This is a genomic window from Streptomyces sp. NPDC002577 (assembly GCF_053594815.1).
Genome location: NZ_JBSFWK010000007.1, coordinates 1 through 21,114, shown reverse-complemented (window position 1 = coordinate 21,114; position 21,114 = coordinate 1). Strand labels below are relative to the sequence as shown.

Here is a 21,114-nt window from a genome sequence, read left to right as displayed (position 1 = left end):
CCGGCCGGACCGCCACCGAGCCAACCGGCAAGAACTCAACCGGCAAGCACTGCTGACAAGAACCGTTGAAAGGAACGACACCTCATGGCCAACACCGAGACCGCCCTCAAGGACGCGATGACCTCGATCGAGGGAGCGACCGGAGCGGCACTCGTCGACTACACGAGCGGAATGGCGCTGGGCACGATCGGAGGCAGCAAGACCTTCGACCTCAATGTCGCCGCAGCCGGCAACACCGATGTCGTACGCGCCAAGCTGCGCACCATGGAGCACCTCGGTCTGAAGGACGAGATCGAGGACATCCTGATCACCCTGGGCAGCCAGTACCACCTGATCCGGCTGCTCAAGGGGCGTGGCGGCAACGGCCTCTTCCTCTACCTGGTGCTGGACGCCGGGCGCGCGAACCTGGCGATGGCCCGGCACCAGCTGAAGAAGATCGAGTCAGAACTCGAGGTCTGAGAACACGGCGGCAGTAGTCTCCACGGCTCACAGGCTCACAGGCTCACAGGCTCACAGGCTCACAGGCGACGGAGACGGGCTGCCAGGCCGTGCCCGATCAGCAGGTAGATCACAGCGGGCAGGCCGTAGTTGAGCAGTACACGAAGCCCTTCGGTGTCCATGGTGAAGATGTCTTGGGACCATCCGGCCAGGAAGTTCGCCACATCGTGAACGAAGCCGACGAACACGTTCGCACTGTTGGCGTCCAGCAGGTACAGCACGATCCACAGGACGAGGAAGGCTGCGGCGATGTCCGCGACGGTATGGATGATCAAGGCTGCCCGGTTTGCTCCGGTGCCGTCCCGGCGAGGAGGAGGATAGGAGCGGCCTCTGTCGTAGGGGTCGCTTACGGGCATGGGTTCATGGGTGTTGTTCACGGCCCGCTTCTTGCCTGCCGCGATCGTGCGAAACCTCCCTGGAGCCTGCAATTCCGCATCATCGGATGGCGGCGGACGTCGCAGCCGCCATCCGGTGCTCCCAATCCTCCCGCGGGCAGCTCGCCGGCTGGTCGTACCCGCCAGTCGTACGTATGTACGTGCTGCGTGCCGGTTGTACGCGTCGGCGGGTGCCGACCTGGGTCCGCCCAGCCGGTCATCCGGCGGGCCTTCACCGTCTAGCACCTCCACGAGCACGCCGTGAAATCGGTGCACAAGTGGCCTAAGGGGTAGAAGTGGCAGAAGCGTGATTTCATGACATAGGTGGGGGTACCCGGCGGTACGCAATGGCGCGTAGCGGAACTTCATGGTCCGCCCGGCGCGCACTGACCGCACTCTCGGAGGACGTCATGGCCGAGATCAACCCGACCGATCTGCAGAAGGCTCTGAAAGGTGCCACGTACCCCACTGACCGGGAACACCTGACCGAGCTCGCCAAGAAGAACAAGGCCGACCAGAAGGTCGTCGAGACGATCTCTCATCTGCGCGAGAAGGAGTTCGACGGACCGGACAAGGTCCAGCAGGCCATCTTCAGGGGCACGGGCACCTGAGTCACCACCGCCGGAGGGAGATTCCATGGCTGCCGCACCCTCCCCTCGCTGGGAACACGCCGTGGTCACCGGCGGAGCCGGCTGTACCGGCTCCGACCTGTGCACGACGCTGAGCGCCCGGAGAACTGCTGTGTACGACGAGGCCGAGGGCTTCGGCGCGGCGTTCACCACAGTCGAGGCGGGGGTGCACGGCACCGCAACGGGCATCGTGCGGCTGTTCGACACCTACGGCCCGCGTATGCGCGGGTACGACGGCCGCGCGGTGTCCGCCTTCGTCCGCCAGGCACTGGCCGTCGAACCGATCGAACTCGCAGGATCCGCCTCCGCCGGCCGCTTCGGCAGGTACCGCGGGCAGACGGCCGGGTGATCCGCCGAGCCGCGCCCCACACGCCGTCAGATGACTGACCGCGGCCACCGGGCCGCCGAAAGGGCACCCCTATGCGCGTTCTCGGCAACAACGCTCTCGTCCACGACCCGGCCGCCGCCCCGGACACCGGCCCCTCGCATCTCGCCGCGGCCGTCGGCACCCCGGTCGTCCTCGTCCGCCTCTTCGCGCTCGTGTTACCGGCCGAACGCCGGGCCCCGTGCCGCAGGTCCTGCTCGGCCGCCAGGACGCCCCGTGCGCCGGCGCCCGCATCTGCCCGCTCCCGGGACATCCGTGCCTCGACTCGGTGACCGATGCGGACGTGCTCGATGCCGTCGCCGCGCTGGTGACGGCGGAAGGCGGTCCGGCAGCCATCCGGAGGTGACCGCATGAACATCCTGATCTGGCACGTGCACGGCTCCTGGACGACGGCGTTCGTCCAGGGACCGCACACCTATCTGCTGCCGGTCCTGCCGGACCGCGGACCCGAAGGCCGCGGCCGCGCCCGTACCTTCTCCTGGCCCTCGTCCGCCGTCGAAATCGCCCCGGAACAACTGCGCGAAACGCCTGTCGACCTGGTCATTCTGCAAAGGCCGCACGAGGCCGCCCTGGCCGAGCGCTGGCTCGGCGGCCGCCGCCCGGGACGCGACGTGCCCGCCGTCTACGTCGAGCACAACGCCCCTGACCGGAACGTCCCCGAGAGCCGCCACCCCTGCGCCGACCGCGACGACCTCGTCCTCGTACACGTCACCCACTTCAACCGGCTCTTCTGGGACAACGGCCGCACCCGCACCGCCGTCATCGAGCACGGCATCGTCGACCCGGGCCACCAGTACACGGGGCGGCTCGAACGTGCGGCCGTCGTCGTCAACGAGCCCGTACGGCGCGGCCGCTACACCGGTACCGACCTGCTGGCCGCCCTCAGCGAGGCGGCACCGCTCGACGTGTTCGGCATGCGGACCGACGCCCTGGCAGGGCATCTCGGACTGCCCCCCGACCGCTGCCGCGCCCAGGACCTGCCGCAGGCACAGCTGCACGCGGCCATGGCGCAGCGCCGCCTCTACCTGCACCCCGTGCGCTGGACCTCGCTCGGACTCTCCCTCCTCGAGGCCATGCACCTCGGGATGCCCGTCGTCGCCCTCGCCACGACCGAAGCGGTCGAGGCGGTGCCGCCCGGCGCCGGTGTGTTGTCGACACGCCCGGACGTCCTCGCCCGGGCCGCCCGGACGTATCTCAACGACCCCCAAGCCGCGGCGGAGGCGGGAGCACGGGCCCGCCGCGCGGCCCTCGACCGGTACGGACTCAAGCGCTTCCTGCACGACTGGGAGCGGCTGATGGAGGAGGTGACCCGCTGACGACGCGCAACCTCCCGCGGTCGTCAGATCCACTGGACGATCAGCCGCCCGTGCCCGTCCGCGTGGCCGAAGGGCGACTGTGACCCAGACCGTCGCCACCATCGGCGCCCGTGTCCGCCACCGGAGGGACTCGGCCGCGGCGCCTCGTGCGCGGCGGGCCGGCCTGCGGCTGAGCGAGGTTACCGTCCGTCGGTACGGCCGCGGAGCGCCGGACGGGAGGCCATGCGGATGCCCTGGCGATGGGAGCGATGGGAATGGGGGGGCGGCGGCGGCGACGGGAGCCGCCATGGTGCTGACGACGGGTTGCGGGGCGGTGGGCGAGCGGCGCACGGCAGCCATGGCGGCAGCCTTCGACTTCGAACGGGCCCTGCGTGTCCGGGACGGCGGCGCCGTATGCCAGGTGCTGGCGCCGGGAACCCGCGAGGAAGTCGTACAGTCCGCCATGAAGCCGTGCGCGCAGGGCGTCCTGGACGAGGAGGTCCCGTCCGCCGACGCCGTACCGGGGGCCGTCCAGAGCGTCGATGTCGCCGGACGGCAGGCCCGTGTCGTCTTCCCGGCGGACACCCTGTTCCTGTCGGAGTTCCCCGGCGGCTGGAAGATCGTCGCGGCCGGTTGCACCCCGCGCACGCAACGCCCCTACCAGTGCAGGCTCAAGGGCGGGTGAGGGCCGTATGCGCGTCATGTTCACGCTGTGCCTGCTCGTGATCGCGGGCGGTCTGGCCTACTGCATCACCCTGGGGGTGCTGCGCCGATGAGAGTCCGGCGCTTTCTGAGGGACAACGGCCTTGGGCTGGCTTTCGGCACGGCCTTCTTTCTCGCCCTGATCGGACAGGCCATCGCCGGACACGCCGATTTCAACAACCAGTTGGTGGCGGACGATCTCCAGCCGATCGGCATCGGCGACTACCTGGCCTCCTCCGATTTCGCGGTCGACGTCATGGAGAACTGGCAGTCGGAGTATCTGCAGTTCTTTCTCTACGTCCTGCTCACCGTCTGGCTGGTGCAGCGCGGTTCGCCGGAGTCCAAGAGCCCGGACAGAATCGGTGTGGAGTCCGACAAGGAGCAGCGCGTCGGCCCTCACGCGGGCCCGGAATCCCCCCGCTGGGCGGCGGTCGGCGGCCTTCGCCTCAGGGTGTACGCAAGCTCCCTGGGCCTGGTCATGGGTACCATCTTCGTACTCTCCTGGCTTGCCCAGTCGATCACCGGCGTGGCCGCCTACAACGGGGAGCAACTGAGGCAGCTTCAGGCACCCATCAGCTGGCCGGAATACATCGTCTCCGCTGATTTCTGGAGCCGGACTCTGCAGAACTGGCAGTCCGAATTCCTCGCCATCGCGTCCATGGCCATTCTCTCGATCTATCTGCGGCAGCGCGGTTCCCCGGAGTCCAAGCCTGTCGGCGCGCCGCACCATGTGACCGGAGTGGGAGGCTGAGCAGACGAGCCCCAGTGGTCAGTGGTAGGCGTGGGCGACGGCGTGTCCCTTGCCGCGGCCGATCATCCACTTGTTCACCGGCGTGGTGACCACGAAGGCCACCGCGAACCCGCCGATCAGCGTGGACCAGAACAGCCCGTCGGACAGTTGGGCCTCCATCGCTCCCGGGACCACGGCGATGATGCCGTTGTCGACCAGTTCCATGACGGCGATCGAGACCGTGTCGGCGGCGAGGGCCACCTTGACTGCGGCCCTGAGGCTCAGGCCCGCCCGCACCACCGCGAAGAGGGTGAAGGAGTAGCCGAAGACGAACGCCAGGGCGATGGCCAGCACCATGGTCGGCACATTGCCCCACGCCAGGGCGGTGCCGACCGCCATGCCGAGGATCTCGCCGATGGCGCAGCCGGTCAGACAGTGCAGGGTGGCCTTCGCTGCGGTGCTCCAGGACGCGGCGCCGGGCGTGTGCCCGCCGTGATCGCGGTGATCGCCGTGCCCGGCGTGGGCGGGCGCGTTCGCGTGAGCCGGATGATCCATGACGCTCTCCCTGTCCCTGATCCAGTGTGGGCCATGCGGAAGCCCGGTACACACCGAACCATATACCCCCTGGGGGTATTCCTGAAGAGGATGGATTCTCCGCCCATGACGCCGTGAGGCCTGGTGACTGCCGTCACCAGGCCTCAGCCAGGCCGGCCCTCACCTTCGTGAGGGCCGGCCTTCGCGCTGGTTCACGTCACGCTTTCTCAAAAACCATGCGCAGTACGGTGTAGCGCTGCTCGCGCAGGAATTTCAGTCCGATGCGCTGTTCCCTGATGATGTCCGAGACAGCCTTCTCCCCGATGAGCTCGGCACCTCGGTCCCGGTTCGCCTGGGACCGCTCCAGCCAGTTCTCGACGGTCAGCACACCGTCTTCCGGGTCGTTGCGTATCTGCTGGATCGTGAACAAGGGGCGGGCGGCGGTGATGAGTTCGGAGAGGGTGGGGAGGAAGCATTCGGGAAAGACGGTCCGGGATGCGTGGATGCCCTCGCGGATGTTGGTGACCGCGTCATGGACGTCCTGGTAGACGTGCTTGGGGGTGAGGTGTCTCGGCCGGTTGTCGTACGAGTCGTTCACCGTCCGCTCGTGCGCGGGCAGCAGCAGGGATGCGATCCAGCCGCGGTCACCCCAGGCGTTGGCCTGCAGAGACAGCCGCCCGCCGGGCCGCAGCCAGGCATGGCAGTGTTGGAAGAACAGGCGGTAGCGGGCGATCCGCTGTGATCGCCGCATGGCACTGCCCGCGAAGTGTTCGATCGCCTCGATGGCGATGATGGCGTCGTAGGGCGCGTCCGGCGTGTGGTCGAACCAGTTCTCGACCCGGACCTCGCAGTGCGGCCAGCCCTGGTTGCGTATCCAGGCGGCCTGGCCCGGACTCATGGTGAGTCCCACCGCGTGCTTGACGTCGTGCTCGTCCACCAACCGGTGCAGGAGACTGCCCCATCCGCAGCCCACGTCGAGTACACGCTCGGCGCCGATGGCACGGGCTGCCTCGGCGTGGTGGTCGAGCTTGCGCAACTGGGCGGATTCCAGTGTGTCGCCGGGCTGCCACATTCCATAGGAGTAGACGAGCTCGGGACCGAGGAACAGTTTGTAGAAGTCGCCCAGGAAGTCGTAGTGGTGGCGGATCGCTTCAGGCGAGGTGCCCTTGTAGGCAGTGGCTCTCTTCGATCTGGGCAACGCCGTCACCTCACCTGGCAATTGACGGAGAACTGCTTGGGTTCATGTGTGGGGTCCGGGCGCTGCTGCGCCCGGACCGGGTTGTTCATGCTGCGGCGCCGGCGAGTGCCGGATGCAGCACCACCTTGGTGTAACCCTCGATTCGCTTGTCGAACTTCTCGTATGCCTTGGGCGCTTCGTCGAGCGGGAGCTCATGGGAGACCACGAAACTCGGCTTGGCCCGACCGGCGATGATCAGGTCGCGCAGCTGGCGGTTGTACCGCTTGACGTTGCACTGGCCGGTGCCCATCCGCTGGCCCTTCTCGAACATCCTGCCAATGGAGACCAGCAGTTGGCCGTGCTTGGCGTGCTCGTCCGGCGCACCCGGGTCGGAGGGCACGTACAGGCCCGGTACTCCGAGCATTCCGGTCGGCCGTACCGTCTCGACGAGTGTGTTGAGTACGACCGCCGGCTCCTCGTGGCTGGCGTCATGGGCCTGAGCCTGGTACCCGACGGCGTCCACGCCCTTGTCGGTGCCTTCGCCCTGGGTCTGTTCCTTGATCTGCTCCGCGGGATTGCCCTTGGTGAAGTCGATCGGGATGGCGCCGATCTGCTCCGCCTTCGCGAGCCGCTCGGGCACGCGGTCGACGGAGAACACCTTCGCCGCACCGCGCAGCAGCGCGGAGTAGGCGGCCATCAGCCCCACCGGGCCGGCCCCGTACACGGCCACGGTCTCGCCCGGCGATACCTGGGCGAGCTCGCACCCGTGGTAGCCGGTCGGGAAGATGTCGGCCAGCAGCACGAAGTCGGTCTCGAACTGTTCGCCTGGCGGCAGCTTCAGGCAGTTGAAGTCGGCAAACGGCACCCGCAGCCGTTCGGCCTGGCCACCGGTGTACGGGCCCATCGCGACGTATCCATAAGCGCCGCCGGCGAACCCGGGGTTGACCGTCAGGCAGAATCCGGTGTATTCGGCAAGGCAGTTCTTACAGAATCCGCAGGCCACGTTGAACGGCATGACGACCCGGTCTCCCTTGGACAGGGAGGCCACGCCTTCGCCGGTCTCCTCGATGATGCCGAGGTTCTCGTGGCCGAAGACGATGCCGGATTCGGCCGCTGTGCGGCCTTCATACATATGCAGATCCGAACCGCAGATCGCGCTCGATGTGACGCGTACGATCACGTCGTTCGGGTGCTGGATACGAGGGTCCTGGACGTCCTTCACGGCTACTTTGAAGGGCTCCTCGTAGACGACTGCTTTCACCTCGGTCACCTCCGCGCCGAACGCATGGGGACCGGCGGCGACGGACAGGACCGCGGCCACGGGACAGGCAGCGTGCGACGCCGGCCGGCGAGGGCCGTCGGGCTGCGCCGTGGCCCCGGGTGTGATATGTGGTTCACCGCCGGATACTTCCAGGTAACGCCCGTTCTGCGGCGTTCGCAAGCTCACCTGGCTGGGGACGCCGCCTCGGCCAGCCCTTGGCGCCCTCCCGCAGCAGGCCCGGCCCGCCCTTTCGGGGCGGGTCTGCCCAGTTGCCGCGGGCGACCGGTGAGCAGTGGGGCGAGTGGGCGCTGTTGCACCAACCGCCCCATGGGGCACAGAAGTCACTGCGTATGCAGATCGGTCTCCACCAACTTATGGTGATACACGGGATCTTTCTGGCACGCAGTAAGCCGGTCCCATCACCGGGCCGGCGGGAAGTGGTCCCATGGCTGAGAAATCGCGCGAGTCAGGGCTTGTGGGGGAGCTCGCCTCGGAGTTCGCCGGCACGATGGTCCTTATCCTCTTCGGGTGCGGTGTCGTGGCCCAGGTCGTGGCGGCCGGGGCCCTCACCAATCCGCCGGGCGGGCTGGGCAACCACGACAGCATCGCCTGGGCATGGGGTCTCGGTGTCACGCTGGGCGTGTACGTAGCCGCGCGGCTCAGCGGTGCACACATCAACCCGGCCGTGACGCTGGCCCTCGCCGCCTTCAAGGGGTTCCCGTGGAAGAAGGTCGCGCCGTACATGATCGCCCAGACCGCGGGCGCTTTCATCGCGGCCCTGATCGTGCGCTGGAACTACACCGAGGCGCTGGCGAAAGCCGACCCGGGCCACACCTTCAAGACTCAGATCGTGTTCTCCACCCTTCCGGCCAACGGCAACACGAACCTGCCGATCGGCACCTGGGGAGCCTTCCGCGACCAGATCATCGGCACGGCCATCCTGGTACTGCTGATCTTCGCCGTGACGGATCTGCTGAACACGCCCCCGAAGGCGAACCTCGCCCCGTTCATCATCGGCCTCATCGTGGTGGCCATCGGCATGGCGTGGGGCGCCCTGGCGGGGTACGCCATCAACCCGGCACGTGACTTCGGACCGCGGCTCGCCAGCTACATGACCGGGTACAGCCTGGCGTGGCGAGATCAATACCACGTCTTGTATTGGTGGGTGCCGATCGTCGCACCTCTCATCGGAGGCCTGATCGGCGCCTGGTTCTACAAGACCGTCGTCGGCCGCTTCCTGCCGGACGAGGAGGAAATGCCTCCGGGCCGCGTGCCGCCCCCCGAAGAACCCGAGGGCACCGGAGGGCAGCCCACCGGAAGCGTCCCCAGCCACGAGGGTCCCTGACGAGGTTCCCTGAGCGGTCGGCGCCGGATCCGGCGCATCCTCCGATGAGAGGCGGTAACCCATGGCGGATTTCGTCGGCGCGGTGGACCAGGGCACCACCAGCACCCGCTTTATGATCTTCGACCACGACGGCGGCGAAGTGGCGAGGCACCAGCTGGAGCACGAGCAGATCATGCCCCGCTCGGGCTGGGTCGAGCACGATCCCGTGGAGATCTGGGAGCGGACCAACTCGGTGATGCAGAACGCCCTGCGGCACGGAAACCTGTCGCCGTCCGACCTGGCCGCCATCGGGATCACGAACCAGCGCGAAACGACCGTAGTATGGGACCGGCGCAACGGACGCCCGTACTACAACGCCATCGTCTGGCAGGACACCCGCACCGACTCCATCGCCGCCGCGCTGGATCGCGACGGCCGCGGAGACGTCATCCGCCGCAAGGCGGGACTGCCGCCGGCCACCTACTTCTCCGCCGGCAAGATCCAGTGGATTCTGGAGAACGTGGACGGGGTCCGCGAGGCCGCCGAGCAGGGACACGCCCTGTTCGGCAACACCGACTGCTGGGTGCTCTGGAACCTCACGGGCGGGCCCGCGGGCGGTATCCACGCCACCGACGTGACCAACGCCAGCCGCACCATGCTGATGGACCTCGAAACCCTCGACTGGGACGACGAGTTGCTGTCCTTCTTCGGCATCCCGCGGGCCATGCTTCCGACCATCAATCCGTCCTCCCACGCCGAGGCGTACGGCCACACCCGCACCCAGCGGCCGCTCCGGGCCGCCATTCCCATCACGAGCGTCCTCGGCGACCAGCAGGCCGCCACCGTCGGCCAGGTCTGCTTCGCACCCGGCGAAGCCAAGAACACCTACGGCACAGGCAACTTCCTCGTCCTCAACACCGGCACCGAACTCGTCCGGTCACGCAGCGGCCTGCTCACCACCGTGGCCTACCAGTTCGGCGACAGTGCGCCCATCTACGCACTGGAGGGCTCCATCGCCGTCACCGGCTCCGCCGTGCAGTGGCTGCGCGACCAGATGAAGATCATCAGCGATGCCGCCGAGAGCGAGCGGCTCGCCGCCACCGTGGAGGACAGTGGCGGCATCTACTTCGTCCCGGCGTTCTCCGGGCTGTTCGCCCCGTACTGGCGCTCCGACGCGCGCGGCGCGATCGTCGGCCTCGCCCGCTACCACACCAACGGCCACCTGGCCCGGGCCACTCTGGAAGCCATCTGCTATCAGAGCCGCGACGTGGTGGAGGCCATGGAACAGGACTCCGGTGTCCATCTGGACGTGCTCAAGGTCGACGGCGGCGTGACGGCCAACGACCTGTGCATGCAGATCCAGGCCGACACCCTGGGCGTGCCGGTCAGCCGCCCGGTCGTCGCCGAGACCACCGCGCTCGGCGCCGCCTATGCCGCGGGACTCGCCACCGGCTTCTGGCGGGACGAGGACGAACTGCGCTCCCACTGGCAGGAGTCCAAGCGCTGGGATCCGCAGTGGAGCGACGCGCAGCGCGCGGAAGGGTACGAGGGCTGGAAGAAGGCCGTGGAACGCACTCTCAACTGGGCCAAGGTCGAGTAGCGGCCTGTTCGGTCCGGCCCGCGCAGGACGGTGCCGTCGGAGGGCGGTGCCGATGGGACGAGGTCATACTGGTGGGAGAGGGTGTCGCTCCCTGGGCGGCACTGAGGGGTACCACAGCCGGCCCATGGAGGCCGCGTGATCCGGTCACTTCTTTCCGGGACGGTCCGGAGCGTCACGGGGGCGGCAGCAGCCGCGCCCGCGGGCCTGACCGCGCTCGGGCGCCTGATGGCGCACACGGCACAGGCATGGCAGACCCCCGGCGGCGTGCAGATCGAGGTCCGCAACCTGGGGCGGCCGGGTACGGTCGAGGCGGCCCGAGACCTGGAGAGCGGGCTGGCCGGCGTACCGGGAGTGAGGCGCGCCGAGGTCAACGGGACGCTCGGGTGTGTGTACGTCGGCTGTGATCCGGCTCGAATCGACCTTGAAGGCGTTGTCCGCCTCGTCGCGGAAGCCGACGCCGACACCGCCACGGAGGCGGCAGACGGAACAGGCCGGCCCGAGGCCGGCGCCGACGCCGAGCGGGCACCCCGCGCCGTCGGGTACCCCGGCGCCCCACGGGCCGCGATCGGTGCGGCCGTCCAACTCGGCGCGAGCATGGTGGCCTTCGGCGTGGCGGCGGTGGGCCGGACGATCGGTATACGTGGCCTGCCCCCGGCTGCGTCGGCGGCGATCCAGCTCGCCGAGGCCACGCCGCGAGTACGCGACGGTGTCGCCCGCAGAGTCGGCTCCGCGGCCGCGGAGAGCGGCTGGGCCGCGGCGAACCTGATCACCACGACGCTGATGTTCCGCCCGCTGGGCGTCGCCGTAGCCACCGCCCTGGCCTGGGCCGGGTACGTCGAGGTCCAGGCCCGGCGCAAGGCCTGGCACGACTGGGCGCAGCGGCTGGCCGGCCGCGAGGGTGCGTACCGCCATGACGCGGCGCCGGCCTACGAGCGGCCTGCTCCACTGCCGCCCGGGCCGGGGGAGCGCTATGCCAACGTGGCCGTCCCCGCCGCCCTCGCCGCGTACGGGCTCACCGCCGTCGGCACGCTCAGCCACGACCGGGGGCTGGCCCTGCTGATCGCCGGCACACCGAGAAGCCCGAGATTCGGCCGGGAGTCGTTCGCGTGCGCCGTGGCACAGACCGCCTCCACGCGCGGAGCGCTGATTCTGCGGCCCGAAGCGCTGCGCCGCCTCGACCGTATCGACACGGTCGTCCTCGACGCCCGGCTGCTCGCCACAGGCACCTGGACGGTTGGGACACTGATACGCCTGCCGCCGCCCGGAGAGCAGCCCGAAGGGGCGGCGGCCGGTCATCCCGACGTCGGCGAGGCCGGCAGTCCCGACGTCGACGAAATCCATGCGTGGGTCCATGAGTTGATAGAGGGCGCCGACCCGTCGCAGCCGCAGGAGCGCGCAGGCTGGGCGCTGCAGCCGTATGCCGCCGAGGAAACCGGTTCGCCATACGCCGAACTGCCCCAGGAGGCAGCCGCATCGGCGAGACAGTGGGGCGAGGAGGGCGCGCGGGTGCTGCTCGTCCTCCGGCACGGCAGCCCCCTTGCGGTCGCCGGACTGGTCCCTCAACTGCACCCGCTCGCCGAGCACTTGGTGCACGCGGCACGTGCGTGCGGCCGGGTTGTGCTCGTGGGAGGGGCGCCGGGGCTGCACCGCAGGTTCGGACTGGACGAGGCTGTTCCCACCGGCGGCACCCGCACGGCCGCGCTGGTCCGTTCCCTCCAGGAGGAGGGCCACGGTGTCGCCGTGGTCACCACCCGGACCCGCCGCGCCCTCGGCTGTGCGGACTTCGGCATCGGCGTGACGACCGGAGCCCGCCAGGTGCCGTGGGACGCGGACGTTGCCGCACCGCCCCAGGTGGCGCACCTGCTGCTGAGCGCCATGCCGGAGGCGCGCAGACTGAGCCTGCTCTGCGCCCGCATGGAAGCCGCCGGGGCGCTCGTGGGCGCCACCGTCGCGCTTGCCGTGCCGCGCCGCGGGGCCTGGGAGCGCGCCCGTCTGGTGGCGGACGGCGTGACCATCGCCGGACTGGTGGCGGGGACGTGGGTGGGCTGGCGGTTGCGCGGCCGTCCGGCCCCGGCCGGTGTCGAGCGCACACCCTGGCATGCCATGACGGTACGCCAGGTCATCGCGAGGCTCGGCACGTCGTCCCGGGGACTCGACGACGCCGAGGCCGCGCGGCGCCGCCAGCTCGAAGGGACGGAACGGCCGGCCGGTGCCGTCACCCTGATCGGCAGGGTCGTGGAAGAGCTGGCCAACCCGCTCACACCCATCCTCGCGATCGGAGGCGGCATCTCGGCGGCGCTCGGCTCCGTCGTCGACGCGGTGCTCATCGGCGGCGTGCTCGGTGTCGACGCACTCGTGGGTGGGGCGCAGCGCGTGGGGGCCGAGCGCGCGGCGGGCCGGCTCGTCGAAGCGACTGCGGCACGGGTGCGGTTGCGCCGAGCCGGACGTCCCGGCGTCACGGAGACGTCCGCCGACCGCCTGGTACGCGGCGATGTGATCGAGCTGCTGGCCGGTGACGCGGTCCCGGCCGACTGCCGGGTGGTGCACGCGACGGGCCTCGAGGTCGACGAGTCCAGCCTCACCGGCGAGTCCCAGCCCGTCACCAAGTCGCCTGCGCCGACGGCTGCTCGGGCGGTCGCGGACCGGACTTCCATGCTTTACCAGGGCACCACCGTGGCGGCCGGCAGCGCGCTCGCCGTGGTCGTCGCCACGGGCGCCGCCACCGAGGCGGGCAGCGCCGCGGAGGCGGTGCCCGAGGCCGGGGTCCCGGAAAGCGGCGTGGAACGCCGCCTGAACGCCCTCGGCCGCTGGTTCCTGCCGCTGTCCATCGCATCGGGCGTCGTCCTCTTCCTCGTCGATCTCTCGCGCATGCGGCCCCTGGGAGCAGCCCTCGGCAATGCCGTGAGCTTGTGCGTCGCGGCCGTACCGGAAGGGCTTCCCTTCGTCGCCACGGTCGCCGAACTGGCTGCGGCCCGCCGTCTGTCCGGCCGCAACACGCTCGTACGCAGCGCTCCCACCATCGAGGCGCTCGGCCGTACCGATGCGCTCTGCTTCGACAAGACCGGCACGCTCACCGAGGGGCGGATCACCCTCCGGCAGGTGTCCGACGGTCTCGAACGGCGACCGCCCGAGCGGCTCACACCCGCGCTGCGCCGCGTGGTCGCCACGGCGGTTCTCGCGGGTCCGGAGGGTCCGGCAGAGACGCTCACGCACCCCACAGACCGCGCCATCGCCGCAGGCGCCGAACTGCTCGGCACCAGCCCGGCATTGGCGGCCGGGCTGCCCTCGGACACCTGGCGGAGAGCGGCGGAGCTGCCGTTCGAACCGGGACGCGGTTACCACGCCGTGCTCGGCCGGGCGGACACACAGGCACGGATGGTCGTCAAGGGAGCGCCGGAGGTCGTGCTGGCCCGCTGCGACCGGGTCCGCCGGAACGACACCACCGAACCGTTCGACGACCGGCTGCGCGAGTGGATCGACGAGGAGATCGACCGCCATGCCCGGCGCGGCCTGCGGGTCCTCGCGGTCGCCGAGCGCATCCTGCCCCCGGAGGCCGCGCAGAACCAGACCGCTCTCGTCGACGAGGCCGTCGACGGGCTGTGCCTGCTGGGCCTGCTCGGACTGGCGGATCCGGTGCGGGCCACGGCCGCCGAGAGCGTCAACCGCCTTTCCGCGGCCGGAGTACGGATCGTCATGCTCACGGGCGACCACCCCAGCACCGCCGCCGCGATCGCCGGCGAACTGCAACCCGACGCGGAACTGCGGATGATGACCGGGGCCGAGCTCGATTCCCTCGACGACGCGGCCCTCGCCCGGACACTGCCGGACGTCGCGGTCTTCGCCCGGGTCACGCCGGCCCACAAGGTACGTATCGTCACCGCACTGCGCGCGGCAGGGCGGGTCGTCGCCGTCACGGGCGACGGCGCCAACGACGCACCCGCCATCCGCATCGCGGACGTCGGCATCGCCATCGGCTCCCGGGCGACGCCCGCCGCGCGCGCGGCGGCCGACGTGGTGGTCACCGACGACCGTATCGAGACCATCGTCGACGCCATCGTCGAGGGACGGGCCATGTGGGGTTCCGTCCGCAAGGCACTGGGCATCCTGCTCGGCGGGAATCTCGGGGAGATCGCCTTCACCCTGGCGACGAGCCTGCTGACGGGACGCAGCGCGCTGAACGCGCGTCAGTTGCTGCTGGTCAACGTCCTCACGGACATGCTGCCCGCGATGGCCATCGCGGCCCGGCCCCCGGCCGGCCGTGCCGAAAGGCTGCTCGCGGAGGGCCCCGAGGCGTCGCTCGGCAAGGCACTCACGCGCCACATCCGACTGCGTGCCACCATCACCGCGGCCGCGGCGGGCAGCGCCTGGATCGTCGCCCGGACGACCGGTACCCGAGGCCGGGCCGACACCGTCGCCCTGGTCGCCCTCGTCGCGTCGCAGCTGCTGCAGACGCTCGCGGACGCGGGCCGCGACCCGGTGGTGGCCGCCGCGGCCGTGGGATCGCTGGCGGCGCTCGTGCTGGTGGTCGCCGTCCCCGGCCTCAGCCAGTTCTTCGGCAGCCGGCCGCTCGGCCCGGCGGGGTGGACGATCGGCCTGGCGGCGGCAGCGGGATCCGTCCTGCTGCCCGCCGCGTGGCAGCGTCTCACCGCTGGCGGCCCGCAGACACGGGTCACCGCGCGCACACCGTACGAGGGCCGCTCACCGGCGCACCTCATTCCCACGCAGCGGGCGTCCTCAGAGTCGCGGCCTGTCTGATCGTGAGCTTCCTCGCGGCTGTCTGATCGCGCGCTTCACCCGACTCGCTTATTGCGATTAACTTGCAATAACGTCAAGATCGCACAAGGATGAGTGTCGGGCGGGGCTCGCCCGTCAGCCTTCGGAGAGCAGCGTCCACACGCGCCCCTGTCCGATGGGTGATCGTCTTCTCACCCGGCGCCCGCCGGACACCGGCCGGCCCCGCCCCGCCGCACGTCAGGCCCTGCCGGACGCGGTCACGCACATCGTGTCGCGGCCTGGCACCCGGCGTGTCAGCCGGCACCGGCCGTCAGCTGTCGCCGGGGACCGTGGCCCGTTGCTGTTCCGCTGCCCACACCGCGATCTGTGCGCGGGAGTTGAAACCGAGCTTGCTCAGGATGTGCTCGATGTGGCCCTCCGCCGTGCGCTGGGCGATCACGAGTGTCGCCGCGATCTCCTTGTTGCTGAGACCCTGTGCGACCAGGTGGGAGATCTCGGTTTCCCGGGGAGTGAGCGGTGAGGGCGTCTCCGCCTCGTCGGACGGTTCCGTCGCCGGGAGCCTGTCCTCGAGCGCGTAGGCCAGCGCCTCCTCGTAGGACAGCCCGGCTCCCTGCCTGAACGCCGTCTCGAAGGCCGACGCGCTCTGCCCGCGGCGCGTGCTCGCCTCGCACTCCTCGTGGTAGTGCACCAGGTGCCCGTATCCGGAGAGCGGCGCGCCGATCGCCTGCCAGATGCTCTGCAGGACTCCGAGGAGTCCCGCCGCCCTCCGGTACTGCTTCTCGGTGGCCGCGATCCAGGCGAGCACCTCCAGATTGACCCCGACACCGAGCGGATCGTCGAGCGAGCGGTTGAACGCGAGGCTCTCCTTCTCCAGCGCGGCCGCGCGCTCGGTGTCGCCCTGGCGCCACACCTCGATCCCGAGGGCCATCGTCGTGTACGCCCGGTGCCAGCCCTCCCCGTATGCGTCGCAGACCTGGAGCGACTCCTCGCCCAGCGCGATGGCGCTCGGTGAGTCACCGGAGAAGGAGTAGGCGAGCGAGAGCCGGATCAGCGCCAGCGCGAGCCCGACGGGATCGCCGGTGGCCCGATGGCGTGCCACGGCGTCCTTGTAGAGCCTGATCGAAGACTCGATCTCGCCCCGGTACATGGCGACCATGCCGGAGTAGAGCGCGACGTAGGCGAGGAGGGAGTCCGAGCCGAGCCGGGTCCCGAGGTCGCGGCTCTCCTCCAGCATGGCGGCGGCGGCGTCCGTGTCGGACTGGATGATGGCCAGCCAGGCGTCCGTCCAAAGTGCCCGGGCACGAACCTCGGTGGGCTCGGTGCATGCGGTGAGCCCCTCGTCCAGCCAGCGGCGCCCCTCGGCGAGGTAGTAGCTGGTGATCCAGTGGTAGAGCAGGTCGGTGGCGATGCTCAGGCCGACCGGCGCCTCGTCGGGCTGGGCGAAGCTGTACTCCAGGGCGATCCGCAGATTCGCGTGCTCCAGCTGGAGCCGGGAGAACCAGGCCACCTGTCCCGGACCGAACAGCTCCGCGCGGGCGTCCGCCGCCAGACGCCGGTAGTAGTCGCGGTGCCGCCGCAGCTGGGCAGCCTCCTCGCCGTCCTCGGCCAGCTTCTCCCTGCCGTACTGCCGGAGGGTTTCCAGCATGCGGTAACGCACTCCCGAGGGGTGCTCCTCGCGGAGCAGCACCGACTTGTCCACCAGCCCGGTCACCAGGTCAAGGACCTCCTCGCCCGCGAGGCCGTCCACGGCGCAGACCGCTTCGGCCGCCTGCAGATCGAGGCTCCCGGCGAACACCGAGATCCGGGCCCACAGCAGCTGCTCCCGTTCGGTGCACAGGTCGTAGCTCCAACCGATCAGGGCACGCAGCGTCTGATGACGCGGCAGCACGGCCCGCGAACCGGTGGTGAGCAGCCGGAACTGGTTGTCCAGGCGGTCCAGCAGCTGCTGCACGGAGAGCGCTCTCAGCCGCACCGCCGCCAGTTCGATGGCCAGCGGAATCCCGTCCAGCCTGCGGCACACCTGTTCCACCGCGTCACGGTTGGCCTCGGTGACGGTGAAGCCGGGCAGGATCGCCCCGGCACGGTCCACGAAGAGCCGCACCGCGTCGCACTGGGCCAGGGCGGCGGCGGACAGCCCTCGGCCCCCGGGGTTGGGAAGCTCCAGCGTCGGTACCGGCAGGCTCTGCTCACAGGCGATGCCCAGCGGCTGCCTGCTGGTGGCCAGGACGCGCAGCCAGGGCGCCTCCCGCAAGAGGCGGTCGGTGAGCAGCGCGCAGCCGTCCACCATGTGCTCGCAGTTGTCCAGCACCAGCAGGGCCTGCTTGTCCCGGAGGTGATCGGTGAGGACGTCGATGGCCGGCCGGGACGAGTGGTCCCGGATCTCCAGGGCCTCGGCGACGCTCTGGACGAGCAGCTCCGGACCGCCCAGAGCGGCGAGTTCCACGAGCCATACGCCGTCGGGAAACGCCCTGCGCACATCGTCGGCGACGCGGAGCGCGAGCCGGGTCTTGCCGACCCCGCCGACTCCGGTGAGCGTCACCAGCCGGGACGTGCCCAGCATTCTCTTCACGTCGGCCGCCTCGTGCCGACGTCCCACGAAACTGGTCAACTCGGCCGGGAGCCTGCCTGGCTGTACGCCCGCCGAAGTGCTCGTCGCCGCCGTGCCCATGAATGCCTCTAACCAGCCCCGGCCAGCGGGTTTCCTCCGCTCAGGCCGGGCTGACACCTCAAGGCTATGCCCGGGCCGCCCGGCACGCACCGCCCTGGGAGGCGTCCCAGCGAAGCTCTGCCCCATTTGACCGGAATTTGCCCGGTCCGTTGGGCGGACCTAACGTAAAACCACTATGGCGGCGGAGCACGCGCCGATGCGGCACAGGGGCAACCTCCCCGGCGAACCCGATCTTGTCGGCCGCCGACAGGAGCTGTCCGAGGCCGGGAGGCTGCTCGCCGACGCGCGTCTGCTGACCCTCACCGGCGTCGCCGGCGTCGGCAAGACCCGGCTGGCGCGCCGCGTCGCCGACCAGATCCGCGGGGCCTTCCCGGACGGCGTATGGCTGGTCGAACTCGCGCCGCTGGACAACGACAGCCTGCTGCCGCAGACGGTCGCAGCCGCACTCGGCCTCGGGTACCAGGCCGCGCCGCACCCGACGCGGCTGCTCGTCGACCACCTGCGGGACAAGCGGGCCCTGCTGGTGCTGGACAACTGCGAGCACCTGCTGACGGGCTGCGCGCTGCTCACCGACCGGCTGCTGCGGGAGGCGCCAGGGCTGCGCGTTCTGGCCACCAGCCGCGAGCCCCTGCGCCTGGAGGGCGAGTCGGTGATGGGCGTGGAGCCCCTGCCCGTACCTGCGCCCGACGTGCCGTACCGCCCGGAGCGCCTCGCCGACTATGCAGCGGTGAGGCTCTTCGCACTGCGGGCCGAGGAGGCGGTACGAAGGTTCGTACTGGGCCCCGAGAACCTGGACACGGTGGTGCGGCTCTGCAGACGGCTGGACGGCCTTCCGCTCGCCATCGAACTGGCCGCCGTCGGACTGCGGACGCTCACCGCCGAGCAGATCCTCAACCGTCTGGACCAGCGGCTGGAGCCCGCGCGGGGGACAGGTGCGGCCGCGGCGCCGCCGCGACACGAGACCCTCACCGCGGCCATCGACTGGAGCTTCGACCTGTGCTCCCCGGGTGAGCGGGCCCTCTGGGCGCGGGTCTCGGTGTTCGCCGGGACATTCGACCTGGAGGCGGCGGAAGAGGTCTGCTCCGGGGACGGCATCGCCCGCGACGATGTCCTCGACCTGGTGTCAGGGCTGGTCGACAAGTCGATCCTGGTCCGGCAGGAGCAGGGGGAGCGGGTGCGGTACCGGCTCCTTGAGACGATCCGGCAGTACGGCGCGGACCGCCTCGCCCGGCTCGGCCTCGGGCCCGCACTGCAGCGCCGCCACCGGGACTGGTACCACCGGCTGGCCCGCCGGGCGGAGGCCGATTGGCTGAGCCCGCGCCAGCAGGAGTGGCTGGCCCGGCTGCGCAGCGAGCACTCCAACATCCGGGCGGCCCTGGACTTCTGCTGCTCGGATCCCACACAGGCCGGACCGGGTCTGGAGATCGCCGCGGCGCTGTGGCCGCACTGGATCTGCGGCGGACATCTCAGCGAGGGCCGCCACTGGCTGGGCAGGCTGCTGCGGCTCGCGCCCGAGGAGACCGTGGCCCGCGGCCGGGCGTTGTGGGTGGACGCCTGGCTGGCGACGGCCCAGGGCGACACCGCATCGGCGCAGCCGCGGCTCGAGGAGTGCTGGACGCTGGCGCTCCGCCTCGACCATGCCCCGACCCGGACCAGGTGCACACAGCACCTCGGCGTCCTCGCACTGTACGAGGGCGACTTCCCGCGGGCCGGGCGCCTCCTGCAGGAGGCGCTGGCGGGCCACCGGGCGGCCGGTGACCGCAACGGCGTGATGACCTGCCTCTATCAGCTCACCATGGCCTGCGCCCTCAACGGCGACTACCGGGCCGCCCTCTTCGGCGAGGAGTGTCTGGCGCTGTGCGAGGAGGCCGGCGCCCAGTGGGCCCGCTCGTACGCCTTGTGGGCGCTGGGTCTGTACTCCTGGAGCCAGGGCGAGTCGCGGCGCGGGACCGATCTCGTACGAGACGCTCTGCGCACGCGGTGGTCCGTGCAGGACGGATGGGGCATGGCGCAGTGCCTGGAGGTGCTTGCCTGGTTCGCCGCCTCGTCCGGGCAGCCCGAATCCAGCGCCCGGATGCTGGGCTCCGCTGCCGCGATGTGGCGTTCCATCGGCACGTCGCTGTCGGGCTTCCGGCATCTGGCCGCCGGGCACGAGCAGACAGCGGCGCGGCTGCTCGACGATCTCGGGGAGCAGGCGTACGAGGATGTGTTCCGGTCGGGGGCGCAGCTGGCGCCGGACGCGGCCGTCGGACGGGCGCTGCACGACGCTGCTCCTTCGTACCCGTGACCGCGGGGCGACCGACCGGATGCGGAAGCCCAGGGTGAGAGGTGCGTGACTCCGCGTCGACGACGGTGGATGATCTACCCACGGCGGGTCAGGTACCCATTCGGGGATTTCTCCCCTCCCCGGGCTCCGCGGCGCGGACGATGCTGACTGCGTTCCCGGAAGATTCCGCCGGTCGGCGGAGGACCACGAAGGCCCGTTCCATGTGCGACCACCTACCTCCGTGCCCACGCGCCGACGCCCCCGACCACGGCTCGGCACGGATGATGGCCACCCACCCGGAGCAGGGCTGGAGCCTGCTGTGCAACGGCGTGGTGGTCTTCACCGATGACGGCGAGATCCAACCCGACGGGCGCGTCATCCCGGCCCCTCGGACGCATCACGGACCGACGGCATGAACTCGACACTCACCATCGCACCGCGTCGCCGCACCCCGCAGCGTGGCCCGGCCCCCCAGTGGGCCACCTGCACCTGCCTGGAGCTGCTCTCCCACTGCTGGGGCAGCAGCACGACGGCCGTGGGCGAGGTCGTGCGGTTCGACGAGGTCGTGCGGTTCGAACTGCTCGCGGGCGCCGCTGTCGCCTAGGGAGCTCGTATCGAAGGGAGTTGCGATTGGTAGCGGATTCGGACGCACCGGCGAAGAAGGGAGTGCGATTGACGACACCGCTACGGCACACAGGCCCGACGAAGGGAGATGCCCTTGGCGGACACGATGCTCAGGCCCACACAGCGACGCCCATAGGCCCGGAGACCGGAAGCTGACGACCCTCACCACAGCCTCCGCCTCCGGGCCCACTTCTGCGCTGCCATGGTGAGCCCGAGGCCTAGGCCCAATGCCGGTGACTTAGATGTCCTGCCCTCGTTGGTTGTGGTGTGGCGAGGGTGGGGCAGGTCAAGTCGCCTGCGGGTGAGCGTTTGT

The 21,114-nt window shown here is 70.4% G+C and carries 17 protein-coding genes and 1 pseudogene; 13 read left to right on the top strand and 5 right to left on the bottom strand.

What is annotated here, in order from left to right; all coding sequences use genetic code 11:
* Positions 1 to 84 precede the first annotated feature (84 nt).
* Complete coding sequence (locus tag ACWD4J_RS12335) at positions 85 to 459, top strand: hypothetical protein (protein WP_451395282.1); 375 nt, start codon at positions 85 to 87, stop codon at positions 457 to 459.
* Positions 460 to 518: 59 nt separating this feature from the next.
* On the opposite strand, the gene ACWD4J_RS12330 is transcribed toward ACWD4J_RS12335, so the two are convergent.
* The gene (locus tag ACWD4J_RS12330; protein WP_451395508.1) at positions 519 to 854 is read right to left on the bottom strand and encodes a hypothetical protein; all 336 of its coding nucleotides are present in this window, start codon (positions 852 to 854) and stop codon (positions 519 to 521) included.
* Between the two features lie 428 nt (positions 855 to 1,282).
* On the opposite strand from ACWD4J_RS12330, the gene ACWD4J_RS12325 reads away from it, so the two are divergent.
* The 6 genes and pseudogenes from ACWD4J_RS12325 to ACWD4J_RS12300 all read left to right on the top strand — a co-directional run bounded on the left by ACWD4J_RS12325 (position 1,283) and on the right by ACWD4J_RS12300 (position 4,634).
* The gene (locus ACWD4J_RS12325; RefSeq protein WP_451395281.1) at positions 1,283 to 1,483 is read left to right on the top strand and encodes a DUF2795 domain-containing protein; all 201 of its coding nucleotides are present in this window, start codon (positions 1,283 to 1,285) and stop codon (positions 1,481 to 1,483) included.
* 25 nt (positions 1,484 to 1,508) lie between these two features.
* Complete coding sequence (locus ACWD4J_RS12320) at positions 1,509 to 1,850, top strand: hypothetical protein (RefSeq protein ID WP_451395280.1); 342 nt, start codon at positions 1,509 to 1,511, stop codon at positions 1,848 to 1,850.
* Between the two features lie 122 nt (positions 1,851 to 1,972).
* A pseudogene (locus ACWD4J_RS12315) lies at positions 1,973 to 2,232 on the top strand (glycosyltransferase family 9 protein); the annotation flags it as partial.
* A 4-nt stretch (positions 2,233 to 2,236) separates the two neighbouring features.
* Entirely contained in the window at positions 2,237 to 3,202 is a 966-nt protein-coding gene (locus ACWD4J_RS12310; RefSeq protein WP_451395279.1) for a glycosyltransferase, read from the top strand.
* Positions 3,203 to 3,488: 286 nt separating this feature from the next.
* Positions 3,489 to 3,866, top strand: a complete 378-nt coding sequence (locus ACWD4J_RS12305) for a hypothetical protein (protein ID WP_451395278.1) — start codon at positions 3,489 to 3,491, stop codon at positions 3,864 to 3,866.
* Positions 3,867 to 3,953: 87 nt separating this feature from the next.
* Positions 3,954 to 4,634 carry a DUF6766 family protein gene (locus ACWD4J_RS12300; protein WP_451395277.1) on the top strand — a complete coding sequence of 227 codons (681 nt, stop codon included), beginning with the start codon at positions 3,954 to 3,956 and terminating at the stop codon, positions 4,632 to 4,634.
* 18 nt (positions 4,635 to 4,652) lie between these two features.
* On the opposite strand, the gene ACWD4J_RS12295 is transcribed toward ACWD4J_RS12300, so the two are convergent.
* The 3 genes from ACWD4J_RS12295 to ACWD4J_RS12285 form a co-directional block, all read right to left on the bottom strand.
* Complete coding sequence (locus tag ACWD4J_RS12295; RefSeq protein WP_451395276.1) at positions 4,653 to 5,168, bottom strand: DUF4396 domain-containing protein; 516 nt, start codon at positions 5,166 to 5,168, stop codon at positions 4,653 to 4,655.
* A gap of 196 nt (positions 5,169 to 5,364) precedes the next feature.
* Positions 5,365 to 6,354, bottom strand: a complete 990-nt coding sequence (locus tag ACWD4J_RS12290; protein ID WP_451395275.1) for an SAM-dependent methyltransferase — start codon at positions 6,352 to 6,354, stop codon at positions 5,365 to 5,367.
* Between the two features lie 76 nt (positions 6,355 to 6,430).
* The gene (locus ACWD4J_RS12285) at positions 6,431 to 7,585 is read right to left on the bottom strand and encodes a glutathione-independent formaldehyde dehydrogenase (RefSeq protein WP_451395507.1); all 1,155 of its coding nucleotides are present in this window, start codon (positions 7,583 to 7,585) and stop codon (positions 6,431 to 6,433) included.
* Between the two features lie 445 nt (positions 7,586 to 8,030).
* Between ACWD4J_RS12285 and ACWD4J_RS12280 the strand changes: the two genes are divergently transcribed.
* The 3 genes from ACWD4J_RS12280 to ACWD4J_RS12270 all read left to right on the top strand — a co-directional run bounded on the left by ACWD4J_RS12280 (position 8,031) and on the right by ACWD4J_RS12270 (position 15,264).
* Complete coding sequence (locus ACWD4J_RS12280; RefSeq protein ID WP_451395274.1) at positions 8,031 to 8,930, top strand: MIP/aquaporin family protein; 900 nt, start codon at positions 8,031 to 8,033, stop codon at positions 8,928 to 8,930.
* A gap of 61 nt (positions 8,931 to 8,991) precedes the next feature.
* Positions 8,992 to 10,509 carry a glycerol kinase GlpK gene (gene glpK, locus ACWD4J_RS12275; protein WP_451395273.1) on the top strand — a complete coding sequence of 506 codons (1,518 nt, stop codon included), beginning with the start codon at positions 8,992 to 8,994 and terminating at the stop codon, positions 10,507 to 10,509.
* A gap of 135 nt (positions 10,510 to 10,644) precedes the next feature.
* Positions 10,645 to 15,264 carry an HAD-IC family P-type ATPase gene (locus tag ACWD4J_RS12270; protein WP_451395272.1) on the top strand — a complete coding sequence of 1,540 codons (4,620 nt, stop codon included), beginning with the start codon at positions 10,645 to 10,647 and terminating at the stop codon, positions 15,262 to 15,264.
* Positions 15,265 to 15,553: 289 nt separating this feature from the next.
* On the opposite strand, the gene ACWD4J_RS12265 is transcribed toward ACWD4J_RS12270, so the two are convergent.
* Positions 15,554 to 17,803, bottom strand: a complete 2,250-nt coding sequence (locus tag ACWD4J_RS12265) for an ATP-binding protein (RefSeq protein ID WP_451395506.1) — start codon at positions 17,801 to 17,803, stop codon at positions 15,554 to 15,556.
* Positions 17,804 to 18,086: 283 nt separating this feature from the next.
* On the opposite strand from ACWD4J_RS12265, the gene ACWD4J_RS12260 reads away from it, so the two are divergent.
* From ACWD4J_RS12260 to ACWD4J_RS12250, 3 genes are all read left to right on the top strand, one after another.
* Positions 18,087 to 20,198 carry an ATP-binding protein gene (locus tag ACWD4J_RS12260; RefSeq protein ID WP_451395271.1) on the top strand — a complete coding sequence of 704 codons (2,112 nt, stop codon included), beginning with the start codon at positions 18,087 to 18,089 and terminating at the stop codon, positions 20,196 to 20,198.
* A 200-nt stretch (positions 20,199 to 20,398) separates the two neighbouring features.
* A complete protein-coding gene (locus ACWD4J_RS12255) occupies positions 20,399 to 20,593 on the top strand; it encodes a DUF5999 family protein (protein ID WP_451395270.1) in 195 nt (64 codons plus the stop codon).
* The gene (locus ACWD4J_RS12250; RefSeq protein WP_451395269.1) at positions 20,590 to 20,781 is read left to right on the top strand and encodes a hypothetical protein; all 192 of its coding nucleotides are present in this window, start codon (positions 20,590 to 20,592) and stop codon (positions 20,779 to 20,781) included. Before ACWD4J_RS12255 ends, ACWD4J_RS12250 begins: the two co-directional genes overlap by 4 nt.
* Positions 20,782 to 21,114 lie beyond the last annotated feature (333 nt).